Origin of the sequence: Algoriphagus sp. PAP.12 (assembly GCF_026652115.1) — a bacterium.
Taxonomy (GTDB): Bacteria; Bacteroidota; Bacteroidia; order Cytophagales; family Cyclobacteriaceae; genus Algoriphagus.
This window is the reverse complement of sequence record NZ_JAPPSQ010000009.1, coordinates 140,121-166,723: the sequence shown is the minus strand read 5'-3', so window position 1 is coordinate 166,723 and position 26,603 is coordinate 140,121. Positions and strand designations below refer to the sequence as shown.

The following is a 26,603-nucleotide window of genomic DNA, read 5'->3' as shown; positions in this document are numbered from 1 at the left end:
TTAGAGATATGGATCAGGATTCACTGGAGCAATAATGCAGCTGAGACTAATTTTTCAATTTTCCAATTTTGAAATATTTCAATTAAGAAAAACATGCTGAAAACTTATATAAAAATCGCCTGGAGAAATCTAAAAAAGAATAAACTGGTTTCTCTAATCAACATTTTGGGACTTTCTCTCGGATTAGCTACCTGCTTGGTAATTAGCCTGTACGTGATAGAAGAGTTTAGCTATGACAGGTTCTATGAAGACTCGGATCGGATTTTTAGAGTAAATCTTGAGGCAAAAATTGGTAACGAACTATTGGATGAGGCAAGCGTCATGGCACCTCTAGCCACGACTTTGAAAGAAGAGGTTTCCGGGGTGGAAGATGCCACAAGAGTCATCAAACTGAGTTCTGAAACCAAAATTAACCTAGATAACCAAGTGATCCGGAAAGGAACCACAGCGATAGTTGATCCTAATTTCTTTCAGGTTTTCTCTCTTCCTTTTGTCAAAGGCAATTCTGCTACTGCTTTGAATACACCGAATTCTATTGTTTTGACAGAGGAGCAGGCCAAAGCACTTTTTGGAGAAAGTGACCCAATCAATCAAGTGATCCAATTGGAGGATATAGGATATCACCATATGGAATACAATAATTTATCTGGGGAATATTTGGTGACAGGAGTAATTCAAGATATTCCTTCCAATTCCCACTTTCACTTTGATATGTTTATTTCAATGCTTGGTAGTCCTGATTCCAAAAATCAAAGCTGGCTATCAGGAAGCTATGTTACCTATGTGCGCTTGAATGAAGCAATCAAAGCAGATCAAATTGATGAAAACCTGCTTGCTATTTCCAGAAAATACATGGAAGGGCAAATGCAACAGGGTATGGGAATGAGTTTTGATGAATTTTTTGCAAAGGGAAATTTCGTTTACCTCAAACTACAGAATCTGAAAGATATCCACTTGAATTCTAAGTATAATGGGCATGGAGATTTCCAGGCAGGTGGAGACATGCAAACTGTAATGATCTATTGTGCCATCGCAGCTTTTATGTTGCTCATCGCCTGTATCAATTTTATGAACCTGTCCACTGCAGGGGCTTCTCAAAGACTGAAGGAAATTGGGGTGAGAAAAGTAATGGGTTCTGATAAGCAACAGTTGATTTATCAGTTTTTATCTGAGTCCTTCTTGGCGATCTGCTTAGCCATGATTTTAGCATTTGTTATGGCTAGTATTGCAGTTCCTTTCTTTAATGATTTTTCAGATAAAAGTTTAACCGTTTTGTCATTATTGGATCCCTTGTTTCTAGGGATTATTGGATTGTTGATTCTCCTGGTTACGCTAATGGCGGGTGGTTATCCGGCATTTTTCTTATCAAGTTTTAAACCAATTGAATCACTGAGAAAAAGAGCTTTTGGGTCGAATAAAAGCTCTTTCAGAAGCGGTTTGGTGGTTTTTCAATTTGCTGTTTCAGTAGCATTGATCATCGCCACTTTGGTGGTTTCCCAGCAAATGAAATTTATTCAGGACAAAGACATTGGATATGATAGAGAACAGTTGGTGGTGCTTCGGGATGCGGGTCTTCTTGGTGAGCATTTGGAGGTATTTATGAATGAACTTCGCTCTGACCCTCGAATCAGTCATTTGACCAATTCGGCTTTTATCCCTTCAGGACCTACAGATACCAACGTCCAAAACCTGGTATCCAAGGACGATCCTACCCAGACCACCAGAATGATGCAGTATGGAATAGATGAAGCATATATTTCCACACTGGGAATGGAATTGATTTCTGGGAGGAATTTCTCTTCAGGTAGAGGAAATGAAAAGAATAATATTATTCTAAATGAGACTGCGGTCAAGGAATTGGGAATTACAGAAGATCCTGTTGGGGCTGTTTTTGAAATCATGACGGACAATCAAGGAGGGAGAGAAGATGTCCAAGTCATAGGTGTAGTGAAAGACTTTGTGGCAAAGTCCCTTCGTGAACCCATTAAGCCTTTGATGATGGTGTACAATCCGTATTATAGTTTGATTTTGAAAGTGGATAGGGCTGAATTGCAGCCGCTTTTGCAGGATATAGAGACTACATGGAATGGCTTCGATATCGGGGAAGCTTTTCACTATGCCTTTTTGGATGAATTGTATAATGAAACCTATATCCAAGAGGCCAAAATGGGTTCATTTCTGATGGTATTGGCTCTGATGACCATTTTTGTAGCCTGCTTGGGATTATTTGGATTGGTTACATTCACAGCTGAGCAAAGAGTCAAAGAGATAGGAGTTCGTAAAGTTTTGGGAGCCACTGTAAATCAAGTGGTCGGTCTATTGGCTAAAGACTTTATCAAATTGATTGTCATTTCCTTGGTGATCGCTATCCCACTAGGAAAATATTTGATGGATTTATGGCTAGCCGACTTTGCCTATCATGTGGAAATTAGCTGGTGGGTTTTTGCATTGGCTTCTTTGATTGCAATAGCGATAGCATTTGCAACGATCAGCTTGAGAAGTGTCCGGGCGGCATTAATGAATCCTGTCGATAGTTTGAAAAGTGAATAATTAGAGTCGAGAGCAAAGAACCTAGAATCGGTAGATTGGAGATAGAATATGAAAACCTTCGAACTTCCCAACCTTCCCACCTTCATACTTTCCTTTCGACCGTGAGCGAACATTATTGTCCGAGGAAATAGGTGTTTTTGTTGAAAATGGTGGTTTTTTGGCTCTTTTGACCTATTCATCATGGCACAAAAGTGGAAATAGTTGAAGTGGATAATCAGTAGCAAGTATCAAGAACCGAGATCCAAGACTAAACATCATAGGTAAGAACTTTAAAACCTTTGGAACCTTCGAACCTTCCAATTTTTGAACATAAAAAACCATGCTGAAGAACTACTTTAAAATCGCCTGGAGAAATCTTTTGAAAAAGAAGGTTTATTCTATCATCAACATAGTGGGCCTAGGGATAGGAATGACTTGTTGTGTTTTGATTTTCATGTTCGTTCAGGATGAGCTTTCCTATGATCAATACCATGTCAACAAGGATAGAATCTATCGAGTGATTGATGGAGAATCGATAGAGGGGCAAAATCCGGATTATTCTTCTTTTTGGGTTTGGGGAAATGCTCCCGTTGGGCCTGCGCTACAGCTTGATTTTCCTGAGATTGAGAAAGTTGTCCAGTTCTCTGGTAGAGCAGATATCTTGTTTACAGTTGGCGATGTTACTCAGCAAGAGGATGGGATTTTGTTTATGGACTCCACAGTTTTTGATGTATTTAGCTGGGACTTGATTGAAGGAAATCCAAAAACAGCATTAGTGGCTCCCTACAGTGTGGTTTTGACAGAAAGTGCAGCCAAAAAGTATTTTGGTGATCAACCTGCTTTGGGAAAAACCATGAAAGGATCAGATGTGGCAGGCAGAGCGAATGGTGGAGATTACACTGTGACCGGTGTAGTGGAAGATTTGCCCTCCAATTCCCATTTCAAATTCGAGGTTTTATTGTCGCGTATCACGAATATTCAATCCAGACCTGATGTGTTTGAATCTTGGGGATATGTGGATACTTATACTTATTTCTTGGTCAATGATCAATTTGATCGGGCTGCCTTTGAGGCAAAACTTCCTGATTTTGTCAAAAGAAGGGCTGGGGATGAAAATGGTGAAAATTATGCTGTTGCGATCGAATCCTTGAATGATGTCTACTTGCATTCTGTAGCAGGAAGACAGCCTGGAGAATTAGGTTCCCTTTCTAATATTTATGTGTTTTCGGTGATTGGTCTATTCATTTTATCCATTGCCATCATCAATTTTATGAATCTGTCCACCGCTAGGTCTTTGGAAAGAGCCAAAGAAGTGGGAATCAGAAAATCTATTGGTGCTGATCGAAAAAGTCTGATATATCAGTTTCTTGGTGAGTCATTGATTATTGTTTTGCTTTCTGCGGCAGTTGCAGTGGTTTTGATGGCAATTGCATTGCCATTGATGAATGATTTGACGGGAAAAATATTTGCCTTGCAAAGTGTCATTAATTGGCAAACACTTCCATTTATCATAAGCTTAATTATTCTTGTTGGACTTTTGGCAGGATCGTATCCAGCCTTGGTTCTATCCTCATTTAGACCAGTTGCAATCCTCAAAGGGATCAATAAATCAGACCAAAAAGGAGTAAACCTCAGAAAAGGATTGGTTGTATTTCAATTTAGCCTTTCCATTGCTCTGATTGCCGGGACTATCATTGTCTATAATCAAATGAACCTTTTGCTCAATAAGGATATGGGATTTGACAAGGAGCAAATGGTCATCGCTGATTTTAATTATGATGGGAGTGTGACCAACGTTTCCTCTTCCTTGAAGAGTGAGTTGGAATCTAAATCTGACATCCTTTCGGTGGCATTTTCCAGAAGTGTTCCAGGAAGTCATTATCCAAATGCCGGTACCCATATTGAAAACCCGGATGGAGAAATGGTTCTCCAAGTCCAACCCATATTTCAAGTGGGGGTTGATTTTATTGATCATTTTGGATTGGAATTGGCAGCAGGTAGGTCCTATTCAAGAGATTATCCTTCAGATTCAACATCCGCGATGGTGTTAAATGAATCCGCTGCAAGACAATATGGCTATTCGAATCCGGAAGAAATTATCGGTAAGAAATTCGATCAATGGGGGAGATCAGGAACTGTCATTGGGGTGGTGAAAGATTTCAATTACACCTCCCTTCATGAAGCGGTTGAACCGTTGACTTTGCCATTTGCAGCTTTTGCTAGCCGATATATGAGTGTCAAAGTGAAAACTGAAAACCTTCCTCGGACTTTGGCGGAAATTGAGAGTGTCTGGAAAGAATTGGTGCCACAAAGACCTTTCATTTATAGCTTTTTGGATGAGGATTTCAATGCTCAATATGAATCGGATTTCAGGTTCAGGAAAATCTTTACCACTTTCTCGGTATTGGCCATTTTCATCGCTTGTTTGGGACTTTTGGGCTTGGCGACCTATACGGCTGAACAAAGAACCAAAGAGATTGGAGTCAGAAAAGTATTAGGAGCAAATACCGGAAGCATAGTAGCCTTGCTTTCAAAGGATTTTATCAAACTGGTATTGGTGGCAATCGTGATCGCAACTCCAGTCGCTTGGTATGCCATGAATAAATGGCTAGAAGGTTTTGCCTATCAGTCGCAAGTTCACTGGTGGGTATTCTTAATCGCGGGAATATTGGCTGTGGTTGTCGCTATAGTAACGATCAGTTTCCAATCCATCAAAGCAGCTTCTATGAATCCAGTGAAGAGTTTGAAAAGCGAGTGAATTTGAAAGTATCTAGTAGCTAGATTTTAGTATCAAGAATCCAGAATCAAGAGAAAAGTGAATAGAGATTGGAGAGCAATTGAAGTCAATTTTTCAATTTTCAAATTTTGGAATATTTCAATTTAGAAAAGCATGTGGAAAAACTACCTTAAAATAGCTTGGAGAAGCCTGTTGAAAGCAAGAGGGTTTTCAATCATTAATATTGCCGGATTGGGGATAGGCATTGCTGCTTGCCTTTTGATTTCGGTCTATATCATTCATGAAACAAGCTATGACAGTTTTGTTCCAAACTCTGAAAATATTTACCGAGTAGTGCGGCAGTTTGATTTTGAGCAAGGAACTGAGAGAAGTGTACATTTCTCGGCAAATATGGCTCGAACAATCAATTCAGATTTTGATGAAATTGAGCAATCGGGTCGATTAATGGACAATGAACTTTTCTATGGTTCAGGCTCCAATGAAATCCAATTTGACGATGACCCCATGCAGCATCATGAGGAAAAATTTGCCTATGTAGATCAGTCTATTTTGGATATTTTCAATATTCCTATGGTTTATGGAGATGCGAAAAAAGCTCTTTTAGATCCTAATACCATTGTCATTTCAGAGTCGGTTGCTGAGAGGTTTTTTAAAGATCAAAATCCTGTTGGTCATGTGATTTATCTAAATGGAAACAGAGAAGATCCTCGCAAAATAAGCGGAGTGATGCGAGATTTTCCGACCAATTCCCATTTGGATTACGATTACTTTCTGACTTTAACAGGGATAGAATTTGAGCCTGGTGAGCAAGATCGATGGACTCAAAATAACTATAAAACCTATGTGACATTGAGACCAGATGTAGAGGCGGAAGTCTTCGGGAAAACGTTGGGATCCACGGTCATCAATAAATACATTTTACCTGCATTTGTGGCCCAAGGAAGAGCACTTCCGGAAAATTTTGAACAATTGTACAGCATGTATCTGCAGCCAATGACTGATATCCATTTGCATTCGACATCTATTGAAGATGAAGCAAGCTTTCGAAGTGATATCAAAATCATTTGGGTTTTTGGAACTGTGGCCTTGTTTATCCTCTTTTTGGCCTCCATCAATTTCATCAATTTATCTACAGCAAGATCAGCGAATCGAGCAAAGGAAGTTGGATTAAGGAAAGTAGTTGGATCCGGAAGAGGAAGTCTGATTTCCCAGTTTTTGACCGAATCGATGTTGATTTCGATTATCGCATTTATGGTAGGGATTGTCTTGGCCGAATTGTTTTTGCCATTTTTCAACCAAATGTCGGGAGTAGAGCTGACTTTGCCTTGGAGACAGCCTCTATTTATTCCCATTCTTTTGGCTTCATCACTTTTGGTTGGAGCAATGGCCGGTTTTTATCCAGCTATCTACCTTTCGGGTTTTTCACCAATTAAAGTACTCAAAGGAAAATTGAGACTAGGTAGCAAATCAGGAGGACTTCAGAGCAGTTTGGTAGTCTTCCAATTCACAGTTTCTATTATCCTGATCATTGGGACATTGATCATCAATGAGCAGCTGAATTTCATCCTAACTTCCAAAATTGGGTTTGAAAAAGAGCAAGTGATTCAACTGTATGGAACCAATATGCTGGGAGATAAGGATGAGTTATTCAAAGAGGAACTAGGCCGAATTCAAGGGGTTTCTTCGGTGTCAATCAGTGATTATTTGCCATTGGAAAATACCAAGAGAAATGGAAATTCATTTGTCAACGAAGGAAAAGAAAACATTGATGTGACTGTTGGAGCTCAGGCTTGGCAAATAGATGAGGATTACCTTTCCACTCTGGGAATTGAATTGTTAGCCGGAAGAAATTTTGATAAAGATCTTGAATCGGACAAGAGTGCTGCCATCATCAATGAGCAGATGGTCAAGGAATTAAATCTGACAGACCCAATTGGAAAGCGTATTTCTCGCTATGGTCAATTAAGTGAGGTTATTGGAGTGGTGAAGGATTTTCGCTTTGATAATATGAAGCAAAGGATTGAGCCTTTGGCCTTCTTTTTAGGTAAAAGCAATACCATATTTTCTGTTAAAACAGAAACGGCAGATATGCCGGCATTGCTTGCAGAGCTTGAGGGCAAATGGAATCAATTTGTTCCCAATCTTCCTTTCCGTTATGCATTTATGGATGATTCATTTGCTCAGATGTATGACAATGTCAGTAGGGTGAAGTTGATCTTTACCAGTTTTGCCGTATTGGCAATCTTGGTAGCATGCTTAGGACTATTTGCACTTTCTGCTTTTATGGTGGAGCAAAGAAGCAAGGAAGTTAGTATCCGAAAAGTACTGGGAGCTTCCATGGAAGGGATTTTTGGGATGCTTACCCAGAAGTTTCTTTTGCTGATTTTTGGTTCACTGGTGATCGCTTGTCCATTGGCTTATTACTTTATGGAAAACTGGCTAAAGGACTATGAATATAAAATTGATATTGGCTGGCAGGTATTTGCGATTTCAGGAGCATTGGCCCTAGGGATGGCCTTGTTGACTGTCAGCTTCCATGCGATCAAATCCGCAAGAATCAACCCAGTTGTTACATTGAAAAGTGAATAGAGTATCAGGAACCAAGAGAAAAGAGATCTGAGAAGCGATAACTGTACCGACAATAAAACCTTAAAACCTTCCAACCATTTACTTTTAGAACCATGTGGAAAAACTACTTTAAGATAGCCTGGAGAAATATCACCCGTAGTAAGGGATATGCCTTTATCAATATTGGCGGATTAGGAATCGGTATGGCAGCCTCTATTTTGATTTTGATTTGGGTGCAGTTTGAAGTTTCCGTGGATCGGTTTTATAAGAATTCGGATCGTATCTATGCAGCCTGGAGAAACTCAGAAATGCAAGGAGAGATTTCATCTTGGGACTATACACCTGCTCCCTATGCTCCAGCCCTGAAAGAAGAATATCCTGAGGTGGAAGAAGTAGCCCGTATCACGGAATGGGATCCATTTCTCTTAGCGGTGGGCGAGAATAAATTCACTGAACAAACTACCTTCACAGATCCTGGATTTTTCAAGATTTTTAATTTTGAGGTTGTGGAGGGTGATCCTGTAGAGGCTCTTTCAGCACCTGATAATATTGTTTTGACTGAGTCTTTGGCCCAAAAGCTTTTTGGGGAATCTTCAGCAATTGGTAAGACTGTCAAAGCAGAAAACCAACTTGATTTTGAAGTAAAGGCAGTAATTAAAGACCTTCCAGAAAATACTGCGTTTCCTTTTACTGCTTTTTTGCCTTTTAAAAAATTGGAGGCTATGGGATGGGTGGATGATTTCTGGGGAAACAACTCCTACAGGACATTTACCATGTTGGCTGAAGGAACCGACATCGCTTTATTCAATGATAAGTTTAAAGGCTTTACAAAGAAATATTGGACAGGAGGGGATGATATTTCTGATTTCCTTTTTCCAGTCAAGGATTTGCATTTGTATTCAAAATTTGAAAACGGCCAATCAGTAGGAGGAAAAATCGAATTGATTCGAATGTTTGGAATCGTTTCGGTGATTGTTCTGATCATCGCAGGGATCAATTTCGTGAATCTAAGTACAGCCCAGAGTGAAAAACGATCCAAAGAAGTTGGGATTCGAAAAATCTCAGGGGCAGGAAAAAGCATGCTAATTGGTCAGTTTTTGGCTGAATCCATATTAATTGCCCTTTGTGCTTATGTATTGGCATTGGTCATTGTTTCTATGACTTTCCCTTGGTTTACAGATCTGATCGGGCAGGAATTAAGTAATCCATTTTATCAGCCGTTTTTCTGGATTTTATCTATCGTGTACATCCTTTTCGTAGGGATTTTAGCAGGAAGCTATCCGGCATTTCTGATGAGTTCATTCAATCCAACGGTGATTTTCAAATCCAAATTGGGAGTCAAAAGGAATTGGGGAGTTCGTCCAAGGGAAGTTCTCGTTGTTTTTCAGTTTGCAGTGGTGGTTGCTTTGATTTCCAGTGTGTGGATTATCCGAGATCAGGTAGAGTTTGTTCAGAATCGCGATATGGGATTTAATGAAAACAACCTCATATTCCATCAGGTAACAGAGTCTATTCGAAAGAATAAAGTAGCCATGAGAAATGAATTGATGGCTTTGCCTGAAGTGGAAAGTGTTACCTATACTTTTTCTCCCTTGACTGAAATCTATAGCGATACCAATTCGATGGATTGGCAAGGGAAAGATCCTGATTACAAGCCCAATATTTCCAGAATGGGAGAAGATGCGAATCTGGTTAAAACTGCTGGAATGGAGCTAATCGCCGGTAGAGATATTGATATTTTCAACTATGCTGGAGATAGTACTTCGGCAATCATCAATGAGAAAACGGTTGAAATAATGGGCTTTGATGACCCTATTGGTCAGGTGATCAAGGATGATGATGATGAATTTACGGTGGTGGGAGTGGTGAAGGACTTTATCATGGAATCCCCATTTGAGGAGGCTAGACCTATAGTGGTAATCGGTCCAGAGAGAAATCTAAATTTTATCCATATCCGATTAAAAAATGGAGAAAATATGGTGAATTCATTGGCTAGTGTTGAACAGGTTTTTGCAAAGTTTAATCCGGATTCACCCTTTGAATACAAGTTTGTGGATCAGGAAAACGAGCAAAAATTCAAGTCTCAGAAGCAGACAGAAGCTTTGACTTCTCTATTTTCGGGATTGGCTGTTGTAATATCCTGTATGGGCTTGTTTGGTCTGGCTACATTCATCGCTGAAAGAAGGAAAAAAGAAATTTCGGTTCGAAAAGTATTGGGAGCTTCAGTCTCAAGTTTAGTGGCATTGCTTTCTTCTGAATTCAGCAAGTTGGTTTTGGTTTCCGTGATTATTGGGATTCCACTTTCATGGTATTTTATGAAAGATTGGTTGGATACATTCGACTATAGAACTTCCATTGATTGGAAGATATTTGTAGGAACCGGAATAATCACGATGGGGATCGCTTTGTTGACGGTAAGCTTTCAGGCGATCAAGGCAGCCTTGATTAACCCAGCGAATACATTGAAAAGCGAGTAGGAATTCATTTTATCTACCTTTTAGCAGGAAAGGGGAATTGCTGAGTTTGAGTTTCCTGAGCAGGACTTAAATAATAGAAGTCACGGATATTAACCTGTGGCTTCAATTTTTTCAAAGGCCTTTCGATATTTTTTTTAAAGGAGGTGGTTAAACTGTAACCTTTTCTTACTCAATCTCATCAAAGCAATATGCTGAAAAACTACATTTTAATCGCTTGGAGGAATTTGCTTAGAAATAAGTCTTTTAGCCTCATCAATATTTTAGGATTGGCAGTGAGCATGTCCGTGTGCCTTTTGATCATCATGGTTTTGGTGGATCAATACAGCTACGACACCTATCATTCCAAAAAAGACAGGATTTATAGGGTTCATACGACCCGTTATCATGAGAATAATGGAGAGACGGCCAGCTCAGCCCTTCCCTTGGCCGAAAGACTGAGAGCTGATTATCCGATTATCGAAGAATCTGCTGCTCTGAATAAAGAGATTGGCGGGGATGTGATTTACGAAGATAAGTTTGCTACTGGAGGAGGATATTTTGCCGATGGAAATCTTTTTAAAATCCTGGATTTCTCCTGGAAAGAGGGCGATCCCAATACTGCTTTGCAGGAACCCTATTCATTGGTGATTTCCTCAGAAATGGCTGAAATTCTTTTTAAAGATGAATCGGCTTTGGGCAAAACGGTAGCCTTTCATGATAAGGACATCAAGCCGATGGACATTGAGGAGGGAAATATTGAAACCGACTTTGGCTACTTTACCATCACGGGGGTTTTGAATCCGACACCCGGGAAAACACATCTTCCTTTCAAGTTATTGGCTTCTTTGAGTACGATGAAATCCTTGCCTGAAGGAGCTGTATTTTCAAGAAAAGATGAGGATTGGGATGATGTATGGACCAATTATACCTATGTGCTATTGAAAGAAGGTCAACAAAAAGCAAACCTTCAGAGTGCTTTGGATGAAATCTCTGAGCGGATTTATGCTCAAAAGTATGAAGGGAAGCATTCGTTTAAGGCTGTTTCATTAAGGGATATTACCCCAATCGGATTTATTGGGAATACGACCCACGTATCCATTCCCAAAGTGGTTTTGCTCATATTGGGGATCTTGTGTCTGATAGTGATGTTCTCGGCTTGTTTGAATTACACCAATATGTCAGTAGCAAGATCATTGACACGTGTAAAGGAAGTTGGTATTAGAAAAGTGTCAGGAGCAAATAGAAAGCAGATTTTTGCTCAGTTTATTACCGAAGCTGTGGTGATTTCACTTTGTTCATTGCTCTTCGCTTTTGCGATTTTGCAAGTTCTTCAAGTGGGTTTTGAGAATTTGACATTCAATCAATATCTGAAGATCTCTTTTCAGCAGAGTCTTCCGGCCATGCTTCTATTTTTGGTTTTCAGTTTATTGGTAGGTTTTGTGGCAGGTCTACTTCCGGCGACTTATGTGGCCAAACTCAATCCCATTAACCTATTCAATAAATTATCAGGAGTAAAGCTTTTCAAAAGCATGGGAATCAGAAATGCCCTCATGGTAGTGCAGTTTACTATCTCTTTGATATTCATCATCTCTGTAGTATTGATTCAGTCTCAGGCTCGTCATATTTTAAATTTTGACTTTGGTTTTGACAAAGAAAATATCGTGACTGTAAATCTTTTTGATGCTGATAATTACGATCGTTTTGCACAAGCTCTTTCTTCTAATCCCAATGTATCATCAGTGGGAGGTAGTTCATTGATTCCTGCAGCTGGTTGGAATTTTGGAACTGAGGTAGTCAACCCCGAGAATCCTACTGACAGTGTTTCTACCAATTTTTTTGATATTAATTCCGGGGCTGTGCAAACCTTGGGATTGGAAATAATCGCTGGTAAGAACCTGCCTTTTGAAGGAAGTGAAAATCAGGTTTTGATCAATGAAACAGCCTTGAAGAATTTCGATTTGGGATCGGTGGAGGAGGCCATCGGAAAACAAATTGTAATACTTGATGGAGAAAACTTTCAAAATGCCGAAGTAAGCGGGGTGGTGAAGGATTTTCAATTTCTATCTCCAGATAGACCGATGGAGAGTTTGTTGATGAGAAATAGGAACTCTGCTTTAGGATTTGCCATGGTCAAAATCTCTGGAACGAATCCGTCTGAAACTGTAGCATCCTTGGAAAACACATGGAAAGAAGTGAATCCAAATTCCAAGTTTTCCTATAAGTACCTGGATCAGGAGCTTCTTTTTATTCATGAGGTGTTAGGGGATGTGATAGCGGTGATCGGCTTGATCTCTTTTTTGGCAATCTTCGTTTCCTGTCTGGGGCTTTTGGGAATGGCAACCTATACGGCCCAAACCCGAGTGAAGGAAATTGGCATCAGAAAGACCTTGGGTTCCAGCATTCCTCAAATCATTGTTTTGCTTTCCAAAGGCTTTGTTTCGCTTCTTTTGGTAGCCACCTTGATTGCCGTTCCGGCTGCTTATTTTATCAATAATCTATGGCTGGAATTCTTTGCTTCTCGCGTGAGTATTGGGGTGGTGCCGATTGGCATAGGCGTTGGATCCATCCTGATTATCAGTTTGGGAATTATTTTCTCCCAAGCATACCGAGCGGCAATTGTCAATCCAATAGAGAGCCTGAAAAACGAATAGTTTTTGTTCGCAGGCGGTCAAAGATGTCCGTCTTATTTCAGCCTATTTCTTGAATAGATTCAGGTTACGAAATTTTTATCCATGAATTGTCTCATTGAGCGGAGTCGAAATATGGCCTCAGCGGCCCAGAAATAGACTTCGACTTCGCTCAGCCTGACTATGCAAGTGCAAGTCTGACCAGTTTTTTCTGATGGCATGCTATTGGGAATAGAATATTCAAATAAAACATCGATGAATACAAGACCAATTTTCCCGATCCTTTTTCTGTTTGCCTTTTTTCAATTGGGTTTGACAGAAGCTTTCAGTCAAGATAATAAAGAGCCATTTAGAACAGAGCGTTTTTCAATTTCGGAAGGAACCACCTTAGAAACCGAACTTTCAGGTTCGTCCATTGCTATTGAAAGAGGCAATGTCAGCGAAATGGTAGTTCATATGTTCTTGAAAAAGAACGGCGAATATTTCCTTGAATCAGATTCTGAAACGCAAGATTTTTTGGAGGATTTTGATGTGGATGTTCATCAATCCGGTAAAACTGTGACTATTTCTGCAAAGCCGAAGTCCAATTTTAACTTTAGCTGGGGTAGCAAACCAAGTTTGTCCTTTTTGGTCATCACTCCCGGTGATCTAGACACGCACATCAGAACCAGTGGAGGATCAGTTTCTCTTCAACAAATCAATGGAACCCATGATTTGGCAAGTAGCGGCGGCTCAATTAGAGTGGCTGACAGCAAAGGAGAATTGATTTCTAAATCTTCAGGAGGGAGCATTAATCTGACCGATTTCGTTGGTGAGGTAGATGTAAGAACCAGTGGTGGATCGATTAAAATTGAAGGCTTGGAAGGGGATTTGATCGCGAGTACCTCAGGTGGAGGAATGAGCCTTTCCCATATTTCAGGTTCTATTGATGCAAGCTCCAGTGGAGGATCTATCAAGGCTTCTTTGGACAGAGTCGATGGTGATATGAGTTTCAAATCAAGCGGTGGAAGCATTCAGGTAGCATTGACTGATAATGCAAAATTTGACATCGAAGTAAGAGGTGGGGGAATTCGTTCAGATTTGGATCATTTCAATGGCACGATCACTAAAGACAAAATTTCTGGTTCAGTTAATGGAGGAGGTCCTGCTATTTCTATGCAATCTTCCGGCGGTTCCATTCGAGTTTCCAATACTGATTAATTCCTCAATTTTTAAACTTCTTTTATGCTGAAGAATTATTTTAAAATCGCATTCCGGAATCTCAAAAAGTCTGTTTCCAATACCTTTATCAACCTGTTTGGATTGGTTTTGGGGATTTCCGCAGCCATGCTTTTGGCAACAGTGGTCTATTTTGAGTGGTCATACGATCGCTTTCAGCCTGCATATGAATCTACTTATAGAATCAAAACTCAGGATGAATATACAGATGGGCTAGAGTTTACTCCTGGTATTCCTGCTCCTTTTTCATTGGAGTTGATGACTCATTCTGAGCTATTTGATAAAGTAGTTCCTATTGTGGGAGATTGGGAGATTCAGTTGACTGTCGAAAGAGATGGGGACTCGGATAAATATCTTTCTGACCACATCTTCTTTACAACACCCGATTATTTGGATCTTTTCCGCCTTGAGTTTATTTCTGGAAATCCATCAGATTTAGAAAAGCCAGACCAGGCTTTTTTATCTGAGAAAATGGCAGAAACGATTTTTGGATCATCTCAAGCAGCCCTGGGAGAAACTTTTCAGCTTCTCAATGGAGTAGAGCTATCCATTGCTGGAGTATATAAAGACCAGCCAATGAATACAAACTTCGGCACTGACGTTTTTATTTCCTTTGAATCCCTGATATCTCATCAGGAAGAGTTTGGTTATAATTTTGAAGAGTGGGGAAGTACCAGTTCCAATTTTCAGGTGTATGTTTCTCCAAATCCGGATATGAGCATTGGCCAGGTCGAGGAGGGATTGTTGGCTTTATCCAAAAAGCATTTTGAAGGGCGCGGGAATTCCATCAGAACCCATCATTTACAAGCTTTGAGTGATCTCCACTATAATGCGGATTTGGAGCCTTTGAGTGGTCCAGTAGCGAGAAAGGCGACGATCAAGACCTTGATGCTGATCGGTATTTTTATCCTGATTATGGCCTCGATCAATTATATCAACTTGACCACATCTCGAGCAATTGGCAAGAGTCGTGAAATTGGAATTCATAAAGTGATGGGGAGTTCCCGGTCTCAATTGATCAAATTGTCTTTAACCGAAACCTTTATTTTGGTGAGCTCTGCCGCAATTATTTCTCTTGCTGTAGTTCATTTTGCTATTCCCTTCCTTTCTAAAGTTTCCAATATCCCGGAGGAATTCAATGAGATTCCTGGGGTGGTTTATGGCTTATTGGCCGCATTGGTCATTGCAGTAACAGTCTTGTCTGGAATGTATCCGGCCTTGGTGGTTTCACGATTTGAACCGATCCGTGCCCTGAAGAGCAAAGTTCAAACTGCTCAGTTGGGAAATGTTTCGTTGAGAAGAGCTTTGATGTTGGTTCAATTTGCAATTGCTCAAGTTTTGATGATTGCGACTTTGGTTGCTATTCAGCAGATGAACCTCATTCAGAATGCTGATTTAGGCTTTACAAAAGATGAAGTTTATTTGGTCGAGTTGGAGTCTGAAAACCCAGAAAATCCAAGAAACAAAAGCTTTAAGCAAGAATTGATGCGGATTTCCGGTGTCAAATCGGTGAGTTTGGCTTCTGACCCTCCAGGATCAGGTAATAATTCAGCCACTAATTTTAGTTATGACAATAGCTCTGAAGATGTGCCTTACCCGGTTTTCTTGAAACTTGCCGATCACGATTATTTTGACAACTTCGATATGAAGTTCTTGGCTGGAAATGGATACGCGGATAGTGACACAGCCAGAAAAGCAGTGATCAATGAGACTTTGGCAAGGGATCTGACTCAGGGAAATCCAGAAGATGCAGTAGGTAAAACCATTAGAATGGGAAGAAGTGATTGGTTGGAAATTACCGGAGTGTTAAAAGATTTTACACCAAACTCTCTAAGAGAAGAGGTAAAGCCTATGATGATCACCACTCAAAAGGAGTATTATTTTTATGCAACGATCAAGCTCGAGAAAAGGGCAACCGGAGCTACTTTGACTCAAATTGAAGATTTGTACAACAACTTTTATCCGACCAAGATCTACTCAGGAAGATTCTATGACGAATTGATCGGGGAGTTCTATGAAAGTGAAGAGAAGTTGGCTGCTGTTTTTAAGATTTTTGCAGGGATTTCTTTGATCGTCGCTGGATTGGGCCTTTATGGATTGGTTTCGTTCTTGGTAAGTCAGAGGGTGAAAGAAATCGGAATCAGAAAGACATTGGGTGCTTCAGTGTCAGAGTTGACTGTAATGATCTCCAAGGAGTTTGTTATTATGGTAGCTATTTCATTCTTAGTTTCAATTCCAATTGCCTATTTTATGATGCAGGGTTGGTTGGAGACATTCGCTTACAAGATTCCTATTTCTATTGGATTGTTTTTGATAGTGCTGATTGTTTCTGTGATTTTGACAAGTTTGACCGTTGGCTCGAAAGCTATTCAAGCTGCTTTAGCCAATCCTGTCAAGAGTATAAAAAATGACTGATTTTCCACTTGAATGATTGTGCGAGAGCGAACAATTTTGTTCGCCCTTTTAAAATCAAAAAAATTAAAAAGCCCTTATTCTTGCAGTTTAGGGGCTTTTTTTATGGCGCCAAAGTGGAATTACATTATGGGAAGGGGAAACTCTATTTAATCAAATCCTATATCAACACACATTTTAAGTTTTATCATTTTCCAGTCCATTTAGTAAGAGGATACTTAAAATCTTAAAAACCATGCTGAAGAATTATTTTAAAATCGCTTTTAGAAATCTCATGAAGTATAAACTTCATACCGGGATCAATATCATTGGATTGACTTTGGGATTGGGTGTGAGTATTTTGATATTCTTTTTTGTTCAGTTTGAATCAAGCTACGATAATTTTCATGTTGATGGTGATCAAATCTTTAGATTGAAAAGGTTTGAGGTAGTTGATGGTGAAAAATCGTTCTCCTATTCTACACCTATCATTGCCGCACCTACTTTTGCAGCTGAATTTCCTCAAATTGAGGCCTCTACTCGGTATATAGGCGGAGCTTCTCAGGCCTACTTGGATGAATCGACTACTGAGAATCAGAATTATTTCATGGTAAGTCCTGATTTTCTAAAAATCTTCAATTACACTATGCTGAGTGGCGATCGTAATAATGCCCTTCAGGATAAGTTTGGGGTAGTAATTACTGAATCTTTAGCTCGGAAATACTTCGGAAACAATAACCCAATAGGGCAATCGATTCGGATGAAAATGGGGGATAATTTTGAGGAGTATCAAGTGACTGGTTTGCTTGAAGATATCCCTGGAAACTCAAGTTTGCAGTTCGAAATGTTGATAAATGATCAGAATCTGGATTTCACCGTGGATGAACAAGGAATGAATCATTGGTTTCATGTTTTCGGGGATACTTACATTAAGACTAATGATCCTTTAGCAAAAGCGTCTATAGAATCAGGCACTATCCCAATGATGAAAAAAGTTTTGGGAGAGGATTATGTGGAAGGAGAATATCTATGGGAGCTTCAACCTATGTCAGAGATTCACTTGACAGATGATGAAATCACTGGGATGGCTGAAACAACTCGCCCAACCTTGCTATATATTTTAGCTGGTATTGCCTTTTTGATCTTATTAATTGCCTCTATCAACTTTACCACCATGGCCATTGGTCGATCTGTGACTCGGGCCAAAGAGGTGGGAGTGAGGAAAACCATGGGAGCAGGTTTTAGCCAGTTGATGTTTCAGTTTTTGACTGAAGCTTTGATGACTACCTTGATTGCTTTGGTTTTAGGTCTGATGGTGGCAGAATTGCTAGTACCAACTTTCAATAATTTGTTTGAAAAGGAATTGGATTTGGTCTATCAACCTACTCAAATTGGGATTCTGATCGGCTTGGTCATTTTGATAACTGCCATGGCAGGAGCTTATCCTGCGTTTTTCATGTCCAATTTGAGACCGATTAAGGTTTTGAAAGGAAACCTTTCCATTCGCTTTGGGAAGCAGGGCTTAAGAAAAGGATTGGTAGCCTTTCAGTTTTTTATCTCCTTTCTATTGATTGCTTCCACGTTAATCATGGTCAATCAAATGAAAGCGATCCGCAACTACGATTTGGGTTTTGATAAAGAGATGGTTGTGATCGTGGATGTTCCGGGTGTGTCTGGACAGGATCTTATAAAAAACCTTGTAGAAGGGTTTGAAGATGCAGAGACCTACCGTCAGGCATTGGTGGGTAGATCTGAAGTACAATCTGCAGGTATTTCAATCGCAACTTATGGAGATGAATCTTTTTGGGATACTGGTTTTGAAACCGATGAAAAAGAGCAATTTAACTTCAGAGTAAGCTTTGTCGGTGGAGATTATTTTAAATCAATGGGCTTGGAAATGGCAGAGGGAAGGGCTTTGAACCCGGATATAGGTGCTGATAGCAGTGCATTTGTGATCAATGAGACTTTTGCAAAAGCCATGAATTGGGATGATCCATTGGGCGAAATGTTGCCTAGCTCTGAGTTTGAACCTCATCAAATCGTGGGAGTGGTGAAAGATTTCAATCATAATTCCCTTTATAAAGAAATTGAACCCTTGCTTTTGGCAAAAAGTCCAAAAGTGTTTTTCAGTGGGATCAATAATTTGATGATTCATGCCGCATTTAATCCAAAAGTTTTGGTGAAGGGAAGCGGTACTGATTTTGAACAATTTAAAAGTGTTTTGGAAAGTGAATGGGCTAAAGTTTTTCCAATGGAAACGTTTAGTTTCAGCTTTATGGATGAAAAGGTGCAAGGTCAATATAAAGCGGATGAGCGTCTGGGTAAAATGGTCTTCTTTGCTGCTGGAATAGCTATATTGATCGCTACCATGGGTCTTTTTGCGATGGCTGCTTTGAGTATCGCAGGAAGAACCAAAGAGATTGGGATCAGAAAAGTTTTGGGTGCATCTAGCCTGAGTATTTCCTGGATGTTCAATAGAGAATTTTTGGCAATTACTGTAGCTGGGGTTTTGATCGCATTGCCTTTGAGTTTATATCTGATGCAAAGTTGGATTGCGCAGTTTGCCGTCAAGGACTGGCCCTCTTGGATCAATTTTGTACTTCTTGCCATCTTAGGAATTGGATTTACTCTTCTGATAGTTTCTGCTCAGGCTTTTAGAGCGACTCAGATGAATCCTGTGAAAACATTAAAAGACGAATAAAATTAGAACCAAGAGTCGAGATCTTGGACGCAAGAAATTAGAGTACAGAGATTAGAAAACAGGAAATGAGAATTTGATCGAACTTTCGACCATTCAAACTATATAACCAACGCAGCCATGCTAAAAAACTACTTTAAGATACTTTGGCGAAAGCTATGGAGTGACAAAGTGAATTCTTTGATCCATATCGGTGGATTGGCTGTGGGGATTAGTGCGGTTTTGATTTTGTTGATTTATGTTCGATTTGAACAAAGTTTTGATGCAGACCTTCCTTTTTCCGAGCAACTGTATAGAGTCAACCTGACTACTCAAACAGATGGTGATATTGTGGAAACTGGATCGAGGACATCTCCAGGTATAGGTGAAAATATTCTCAAAGAGGTCCCAGGAGTGGAAGCATTGAGCAGGGTTGTCATTTTGGGCGAAGTCATCGCTGGATTTCAGGATCAGTTTATTCGAGAGGAGAGTATCTTCCTAACGGATACCGAGTATTTTGATTTTTTTGATGTAAAAATGCTTCATGGGAAAGTAGCAAGCATGAATGAACCCATGCAGGTGATGATTTCCAATCAGATCTCAGAGAAGATTTTTGGAAAGGAAAATCCTGTTGGAAAGACTTTGCAAATCAACAGTACTAATTTTGATGGGACTGTAGATTTTCAGGTTGCAGGAGTGTTTGAATCTCCAGCAAGCAATCGACATTTGAGACCTGAAATCTTGATTTCCTACGCTACTTTGCATCAATTCATAGGCAAAGAAATAGATCAGTCTTACGATTGGGTTAATCTCTACACTTATCTTAAACTCAACCCAGAAGCTTCCATTACTGATTTGGAATTTGCTGCCAATGAAAATTTGCAAAGGCATTACGGAGAAGCTTTGGAATCCAATCATTCCAAATGGGATTTGAGCTTACAGTCTGTTTCTTCGATTCATACCAGCTTGGATACTACCGGAGAATATGAGAAAGGAATTGATGGAAAGAAGCTCTCTTATTTTCTTTGGATAGGTCTTTTTGTGCTGCTGATGGTTTATTTGAATTCCATCAATATTTCCAATGCCAAGGCCTTGAATCGGGCTAGAGAAATTGGAGTACGCAAAGTCTCAGGAGGAACTAAAAAGCACCTGTTTTTTCAGTTCACATTTGAGAGTTTAGCACTTAATTTAATTGCGGTAATTCTCGCTTCGGTATTAATAGCTTCCTCTGGCTCTTTGTTGAATAATTTATTGGACTTAGGCTTACCGGATTCAGATTTTCAGCTGGAACCAAACCTTCAATACCTGATTGGTTTTTGGTTGATTGGGACTTTGTTGTCTGGAATTTATCCAGCCTTGGTATTGACTTCATTCTCTCCTGCAAATGCATTGAAAGGGACTTTGAAATGGAAAATGAAAAGTGCTTTTTCAAGACCTTTATTAGTTACTCAATTGGTGTTTTGTCTCATCATTATTGCCGGTGTTTTGACTGTTTACAAGCAATTGGAGTTTATGAGGGATCAGCAATTGGGGTTGAGTTTGGAGGACAAGTTGGTTTTTAGATCGCCGATGCTTTACGTGGAGGGAAGTGGAAACTATCAAGAGCAACTGCAGAATTCTGTTGGCTCACTCAATTCGGTGAAAAAGCTGGCGGCGACCAACGAAATTCCAGGTACTGAGGTGTATTGGAGGTCTGATGATTTCCATTTGAAAGGAAAGGAAAAAAATGGACTGATGTATACGATGCTCAATGTCGGAGAAGGATACTTTGAAGTATTTGGTATTGAATATTTGGCAGGAAAATCATTTAATCCTGCCTTGGAAAATGGCTCTGAAGCGATCATCAATAGAAAAGCTTTAGAAGCCTTGGGTTTGGAAAATCCAGAAGAGGCTTTGGGACAAACTTTGGCCTTTGGAAACTCTGGAGTTCCTATTGTCGCTGTGGTGGAAAACTTCAGACAACAGGGAGTGAATGTAGAGGTTGAACCTTTGGTTTTGAATTTCTCAAAACAGGATTTGAAATACTACGTCGTGGATTTTGAGAAGGGAAATGCTGAGAAGGTATTAGCGGAAATTGAGTATGTTTTCGAAAAGCAATATGCCAGTTCTCCCTTTGAATATTATTTCCTAGATGAGCATTTTGATAGACAATACAAAAGTGAGCAACAGTTTGTGAAGCTTTTTGGATTAGCCTCATTGGTTGCGGTGTTGATCGCTGTGATGGGGATTTTGGGAGTGACCAATCAACTGGTGATCCAGCGAACGAAGGAAATCAGTATTCGAAAAATTTTGGGAGCAAGCCCTTCTCAGATAATGAATTTAATTTCTGGAGAATATGTGATTTGGTTAGCAGTGTGCTTTTTGGTAGGAGTGCCTCTTTCCTATTTCCTTTTGTCTAATTGGCTGGAAAACTTCCAGATCCAAGTGTCTTTAGGTTGGTGGTTCTTTGCCTTACCAGCAGTTTCCATCTTGCTGATTTTCGTATTGACTACACTCTATCAGACATTGAAAGCCATGTTTGTCAATCCATCTGAAACCCTTAAAAGTGAGTAAGATTTAAAAAAATAAGTAATTGGAAATTGGTCAAGTCTGATTTTTCAATTTTCCAATCCGCGAAGGCGGACAAGTAATCCCACTATTTCAATTTGAGTATCATGATAAAAAATTACTTTAAAATCGCCTGGAGAAATCTTCAAAGAAATAAACTCAGAACATTCATTCATATTCTGGGTCTTTCTATTGGTCTTTCCATCTGCTTTTTGATTTTCAATTTGTTGGTTTATGCCTATAGTTTTGATGGTTTTCATCCAGATAAAGAGCGGATTTTTCGAGTAAATACCGAGGAGAATTGGGGAGGAGATTTAGTTTCGTTTTCTGGGACTCCAGGACCACTTGGCGAGGTGATAGATTCAGAAATCCCGGGAATAGAAAATAAAGCTAGATTGTACACTCTTTGGGAGACGATGGTTGTTTTGCCAGAGACCAATCAGGTGATGGGGAGAACAAACAATGTAACTTTTTCTGATGGTGGGTTTTTTGAAATATTTCCTAGAACCTGGCTGGCCGGAAACCCTGAAAATGCTCTGGAGAAACCTTACACGGTCGTGATTGCTGAGTCAGTGATGCAAAAGTACTTTCCTGGCAAAGAGCCTGTGGATGTTCTGGGTAGAGAGTTGACCTACATAGATACCGATACAATTCGTGCTGAGGTGACGGGGATTGTTAAAGATTTTAAGAAAAACTCAGACTTGATTTTCACTGATTTTATTTCATTCAGTACTATTGATTCTCAGGAAAGGAAAGAATGGTTTGGTCTTCATTCTTGGACCAACCTCAACTCTAGTTCACAATTATTTGTGAAGACTACAGCCGGTGTTTCGAAAGCTCAAATAGATCAAGCTTTTGGACCATTAGCTGAAAAAAATTACAAGGATAAAGAAGAAACAGATATTAACTTCTTTTTGGAGCCTTTAGCAGAATTTCATTTTAATGATAACTATGATAACACGACCATCTCGAAGACTTTTTTAAATGGGTTGATTTATATAGGGTTGATTATCTTGGCTTTGGCTACTTTGAATTTCATCAATCTGGAAACTGCTCAGGCGATGGGCAGGGCCAAAGAAGTGGGAATTCGAAAGTCATTGGGAGGTGTACGTGGTCAATTGATTTTCCAATTTTTATCAGAAACCTATCTGATCGTGATCGGATCCATGCTTGTTGGGATTGCATTGGTTGAAGTTTTAAAAGTGACATTTAGCTCTTATTTACCTGTGAAATTTGCGGTTAATTACCTCTCTGGAATTAATCTTTTATTTTACATTCTTTTCCCAATTTTGCTGACTGCTTTGGCAGGTATTTATCCTTCGTTAGTTCTTTCCGGTTATAAACCTCAGAGAGCATTGAAAGGTGAGCTTTCAACTTCCAGAGGCTTTTCTTTGGGTGCATTTATGAGGAAAAATTTGACGATTCTTCAATTCTCCTCTTCGATTGCATTCATCATCTTGGTTTTGGTTTTGAATTATCAAATCAAATATGTGACTAGCCAACCCATGGGCTTTGATAAGGAATTCGTGATGTATACCAGATTGCCTTTTATGTCTGGTGAGGATAGAATGGAATCCCTAAAGGATCGAATGCTTCAAGAAAGTCAAGTTTCATCAGCAAGTTTGAGTGGGAGCTTGGTTTCATCTGGGAGTTTGTGGACTTCCGATGTTGGGATTCCTATAGACACGACTTTCAAAGAATTTAACATCCAAGTGATGAATGTTGATTCAGCATTTATCAGAACAAATGGTATACCGCTAATTGCAGGAGTTCCTGGTCATAATTTATCCGATGAGGTTTTGGTCAATGAGAGGTTTGTGGCTGAAGCCGGATATTCTTCAGCTGAAGATGCGATAGGAAGGGAAGTTAGATTTAGTGGTGAAATAAGAAAAATTGTCGGTGTCACGGGAGATTTTCATTCTCGAACCTTGAGGGAAGAGGTAAGACCTTTACTTTTTACCATTAACCGACCTTATTTTAGCATTCTTTCCGTAAAGCTTCAAAATGGGCAAAACCTGGCTTTGGCGAGAGAAAATCTGGATAGGATTTTCAGCGAAGTTTATCCTTATGAAACTGCCTCTTTTCAATTTTTAGATACTGAAATGGATAAGTTTTATCAAGAAGATTTGAGAATCAGAAACGTCCTAGGCTTTGCCTGTATTCTTGCCATTTTGATTTCCTCGATGGGTTTGTTTGGATTGTCTTCATTTACTATTTCTCAACGTTTGAAGGAAATCAGCATCAGAAAAGTATTGGGAGCTACCATCCCACAGATTTTGGGGATGATCTCCAAGGAATATGTGATTTTAGTTTTGATCTCCTTTGCAATAGCAATTTATCCCGCCTATTATTTCTTAAGAGATTGGTTGAATGGTTTCGAATATCGAGTGGATATGCCTTATTTCTTATTTGCGCTTTCCGGGATAGGAGTATTGTTGATTTGTCTTTTGATAGTAGGAGCTCATTCCTTTGTGGCAGCTCAGTCCAATCCAGCTAAAGTTTTAAAAGATGAATAATTTTAATTGATTAGTTTTCATAAGGTTGAGCTTGAAAATTGGGGATTTGGATGACCGGATAGTTTTATTCTTAGATTTTTAAAAAAAATAGAAAAGTAAAGTGGTCTAATGGATTTTTTTTAATAAGTCACATAGTAGAAAATTCGGATGAGACTCTTATCTTGTCCGGAAGTTTTATTTTGAGTTCAATCCAAATCCCTTTTTTTCTATGCTGAATAAATTAGTAAGTGCCGTATTTACCCTTGCAGTTTTTGCAATTCCCCATTTTTCCACTTTTGCACAAAGTGCTGAAAATGAGTCCGATTTTACGATACTTTTCAACGGAACCAATTTAGATGGTTGGGTAGGCAATAAATCTTCCTATAGAGCGGAAAATGGAATGATTGTTATCGACCCCAAAGGAACCGGTGGAGGCAACCTTTATACTGAGAAAGAATACGGAGATTTTATTCTTCGATTTGAGTTTCAATTGACGCCAGGAGCTAATAATGGATTGGGTATCCATGCACCTTTAGAAGGAGATGCGGCCTATGTAGGGAAGGAGCTTCAGATTCTGGACAATACAGCAGAAAAGTATTCTCAATTGCACGAGTACCAATATCATGGCTCGGTTTATGGTGTCATTCCTTCCAAAAGAGGTTATTTGAAGCCTGTGGGTGAGTGGAATACCGAAGAAGTAATCGTTCAGCATCCAAAAATTAAAATCATTTTGAATGGTGAAACAATCCTGGAAGGTGATTATTTGGAAGCTTCAAAAAATGGGACTTTGGATGGGAAAGATCATCCTGGCTTGCAGAGATCATCAGGACATATTGGCTTTTTGGGCCATGGTGATGTTGTCCGCTTCAAAAACATTAGAATTAAAGAATTATCGTCAAAATAATAAATCCTAACAATGAGTAAGAAAATAGTTAGCATAGACCGTAGAGACTTTGTCAAGAAAAGTGGGATTGGTTTGCTAGGTGCAGCATTGGCACCTTCTCTTTTATCTGAATTGAAAACTGCCAATGGTAGAGTTAGAACAGCTCACATTGGACTAGGAGGTATGGGGATGGCTGATTTAAAAGCCATTTCATCTCACGCTGCAGTAGATGTGGTAGCGCTTTGTGATGTAGATTCTAAAATGCTTGCAAATGCTACAGCTTTGTTCCCTAATGCAAAGACCTATGCAGATTATAGAGAATTGCTAAAGGAGATGGAAGATGAGATTGATGCAGTGGTTGTTTCTACCCCTGATCATACACATGCTCCGGCATCTTTAATGGCAATGCATATGGATAAGCCAGTCTATTGCCAGAAGCCTTTGACACACCATGTGTCAGAAGCTAGAGAAATGAAGAAAGTAGCAGAAAAGAAAAACTTGATTACTCAGATGGGGATTCAAGTTCACTCTTTTTATGACTATAAATTGGCGACTTTATTGATTCAATCTGGAATTATTGGTAAAGTCCATACTGTTCGGGCATGGTCTCCTAAAAACTGGGGGACAGATGCACCTGCACCAGTTGGAAGTGATCCGGTTCCTGCAAACTTGGATTGGAACCTTTGGCTAGGAACTGCTCCAGAACGTCCTTTCAAAGAAGGGGAATACCATCCTGGAAACTGGAGAAAAGTTTTGGACTTTGGTTGTGGTACATTGGGGGATATGGGGGTTCATATTTTTGATACACCATATAATGCATTGCAACTGGATGTTCCAAGAACGATTAAAAATGAATGCCGTCAGCCAACTGGTTTTGGTTTCCCAGAGCATAATACTGTGACTTATGAATTCCCTAGCACTCCTTACACAGCAGAGACGTTGAAATGGGTATGGTATGATGGACCAGGAGCTCCAGCTGCACATGAAGATTTGAAATTGCCAAATGGTGAAAAGCTTCCAGATCAAGGTGCAATGTTTATGGGAGAAAAAGGAAGATTGTTGCTTCCTCACTTCCAGCAACTTCCTCGATTAATCGTCGATGGGGAATACCAGGAGATGGATATCGAAAAATTCAATTTGGGTAAGCCGGTAAAAGATTACGATTCTGAAAGTAATAAACATTACCATCAGTTTGTAGATACTATTCTAGGTAAAGATGAGTGTTCTGCACCATTCTCTTATGCGGCACGTTTGACTGAAACTATCTTGCTGGGTGTGATCGCAGGAAGATTCCCTAATCAGACTTTGCATTGGGATAGCCAAAAAGCAAAATTCGAAGAAAAAGAAGCCAATCAGTACTTGGACGGTAAATACAGAAAGTTCTAAAATAGTAAAAGATCTTTCGTCCGCTAGCGAACAAAAATGTTCGAGTAGCGGATAGGGTATAGTTCTAAAAAATGCCTCTGGAGCGAATT

Annotated in this window: 12 protein-coding genes; all 12 read left to right on the top strand. The window is 39.6% G+C overall.

What is annotated here, in order from left to right:
- Window positions 1–93: 93 nt before the first annotated feature.
- The 12 genes from O0V13_RS12640 to O0V13_RS12585 all read left to right on the top strand — a co-directional run bounded on the left by O0V13_RS12640 (window position 94) and on the right by O0V13_RS12585 (window position 26,514).
- Window positions 94–2,550, top strand: a complete 2,457-nt coding sequence (locus tag O0V13_RS12640; protein ID WP_268035327.1) for an ABC transporter permease — start codon at window positions 94–96, stop codon at window positions 2,548–2,550.
- A gap of 319 nt (window positions 2,551–2,869) precedes the next feature.
- On the top strand, window positions 2,870–5,287 hold the full coding sequence (locus tag O0V13_RS12635; RefSeq protein ID WP_268035326.1) for an ABC transporter permease: 2,418 nt from the start codon (window positions 2,870–2,872) through the stop codon (window positions 5,285–5,287).
- A 132-nt stretch (window positions 5,288–5,419) separates the two neighbouring features.
- The gene (locus O0V13_RS12630; RefSeq protein WP_268035325.1) at window positions 5,420–7,855 is read left to right on the top strand and encodes an ABC transporter permease; all 2,436 of its coding nucleotides are present in this window, start codon (window positions 5,420–5,422) and stop codon (window positions 7,853–7,855) included.
- 92 nt (window positions 7,856–7,947) lie between these two features.
- The gene (locus O0V13_RS12625) at window positions 7,948–10,311 is read left to right on the top strand and encodes an ABC transporter permease (protein ID WP_268035324.1); all 2,364 of its coding nucleotides are present in this window, start codon (window positions 7,948–7,950) and stop codon (window positions 10,309–10,311) included.
- Window positions 10,312–10,499: 188 nt separating this feature from the next.
- A complete protein-coding gene (locus O0V13_RS12620; RefSeq protein WP_268035323.1) occupies window positions 10,500–12,941 on the top strand; it encodes an ABC transporter permease in 2,442 nt (813 codons plus the stop codon).
- 231 nt (window positions 12,942–13,172) lie between these two features.
- Window positions 13,173–14,117 (top strand): DUF4097 family beta strand repeat-containing protein, encoded by a 945-nt coding sequence (locus O0V13_RS12615; protein WP_268035322.1) that lies wholly within the window; start codon window positions 13,173–13,175, stop codon window positions 14,115–14,117.
- Window positions 14,118–14,141: 24 nt separating this feature from the next.
- Window positions 14,142–16,550, top strand: coding sequence for an ABC transporter permease (locus O0V13_RS12610; RefSeq protein ID WP_268035321.1), 2,409 nt, complete (start codon window positions 14,142–14,144; stop codon window positions 16,548–16,550).
- A 232-nt stretch (window positions 16,551–16,782) separates the two neighbouring features.
- Window positions 16,783–19,227, top strand: a complete 2,445-nt coding sequence (locus tag O0V13_RS12605) for an ABC transporter permease (RefSeq protein WP_268035320.1) — start codon at window positions 16,783–16,785, stop codon at window positions 19,225–19,227.
- A 117-nt stretch (window positions 19,228–19,344) separates the two neighbouring features.
- On the top strand, window positions 19,345–21,756 hold the full coding sequence (locus O0V13_RS12600; RefSeq protein ID WP_268035319.1) for an ABC transporter permease: 2,412 nt from the start codon (window positions 19,345–19,347) through the stop codon (window positions 21,754–21,756).
- A 101-nt stretch (window positions 21,757–21,857) separates the two neighbouring features.
- The gene (locus tag O0V13_RS12595) at window positions 21,858–24,266 is read left to right on the top strand and encodes an ABC transporter permease (protein WP_268035318.1); all 2,409 of its coding nucleotides are present in this window, start codon (window positions 21,858–21,860) and stop codon (window positions 24,264–24,266) included.
- Window positions 24,267–24,474: 208 nt separating this feature from the next.
- A complete protein-coding gene (locus tag O0V13_RS12590; RefSeq protein WP_268035317.1) occupies window positions 24,475–25,149 on the top strand; it encodes a 3-keto-disaccharide hydrolase in 675 nt (224 codons plus the stop codon).
- Window positions 25,150–25,161: 12 nt separating this feature from the next.
- Complete coding sequence (locus O0V13_RS12585; RefSeq protein WP_268035316.1) at window positions 25,162–26,514, top strand: Gfo/Idh/MocA family protein; 1,353 nt, start codon at window positions 25,162–25,164, stop codon at window positions 26,512–26,514.
- The last annotated feature ends 89 nt before the right edge of the window (window positions 26,515–26,603 follow it).

What these genes read in the sequence shown, in the direction of transcription:
- O0V13_RS12640 (WP_268035327.1), top strand. Translation starts at nt 94, where the DNA reads ATGCTGAAAACTTATATAAAAATCGCCTGGAGAAATCTAAAAAAGAAT.
- O0V13_RS12635 (WP_268035326.1), top strand. Translation starts at nt 2,870, where the DNA reads ATGCTGAAGAACTACTTTAAAATCGCCTGGAGAAATCTTTTGAAAAAG.
- O0V13_RS12630 (WP_268035325.1), top strand. Translation starts at nt 5,420, where the DNA reads ATGTGGAAAAACTACCTTAAAATAGCTTGGAGAAGCCTGTTGAAAGCA.
- O0V13_RS12625 (WP_268035324.1), top strand. Translation starts at nt 7,948, where the DNA reads ATGTGGAAAAACTACTTTAAGATAGCCTGGAGAAATATCACCCGTAGT.
- O0V13_RS12620 (WP_268035323.1), top strand. Translation starts at nt 10,500, where the DNA reads ATGCTGAAAAACTACATTTTAATCGCTTGGAGGAATTTGCTTAGAAAT.
- O0V13_RS12615 (WP_268035322.1), top strand. Translation starts at nt 13,173, where the DNA reads ATGAATACAAGACCAATTTTCCCGATCCTTTTTCTGTTTGCCTTTTTT.
- O0V13_RS12610 (WP_268035321.1), top strand. Translation starts at nt 14,142, where the DNA reads ATGCTGAAGAATTATTTTAAAATCGCATTCCGGAATCTCAAAAAGTCT.
- O0V13_RS12605 (WP_268035320.1), top strand. Translation starts at nt 16,783, where the DNA reads ATGCTGAAGAATTATTTTAAAATCGCTTTTAGAAATCTCATGAAGTAT.
- O0V13_RS12600 (WP_268035319.1), top strand. Translation starts at nt 19,345, where the DNA reads ATGCTAAAAAACTACTTTAAGATACTTTGGCGAAAGCTATGGAGTGAC.
- O0V13_RS12595 (WP_268035318.1), top strand. Translation starts at nt 21,858, where the DNA reads ATGATAAAAAATTACTTTAAAATCGCCTGGAGAAATCTTCAAAGAAAT.
- O0V13_RS12590 (WP_268035317.1), top strand. Translation starts at nt 24,475, where the DNA reads ATGCTGAATAAATTAGTAAGTGCCGTATTTACCCTTGCAGTTTTTGCA.
- O0V13_RS12585 (WP_268035316.1), top strand. Translation starts at nt 25,162, where the DNA reads ATGAGTAAGAAAATAGTTAGCATAGACCGTAGAGACTTTGTCAAGAAA.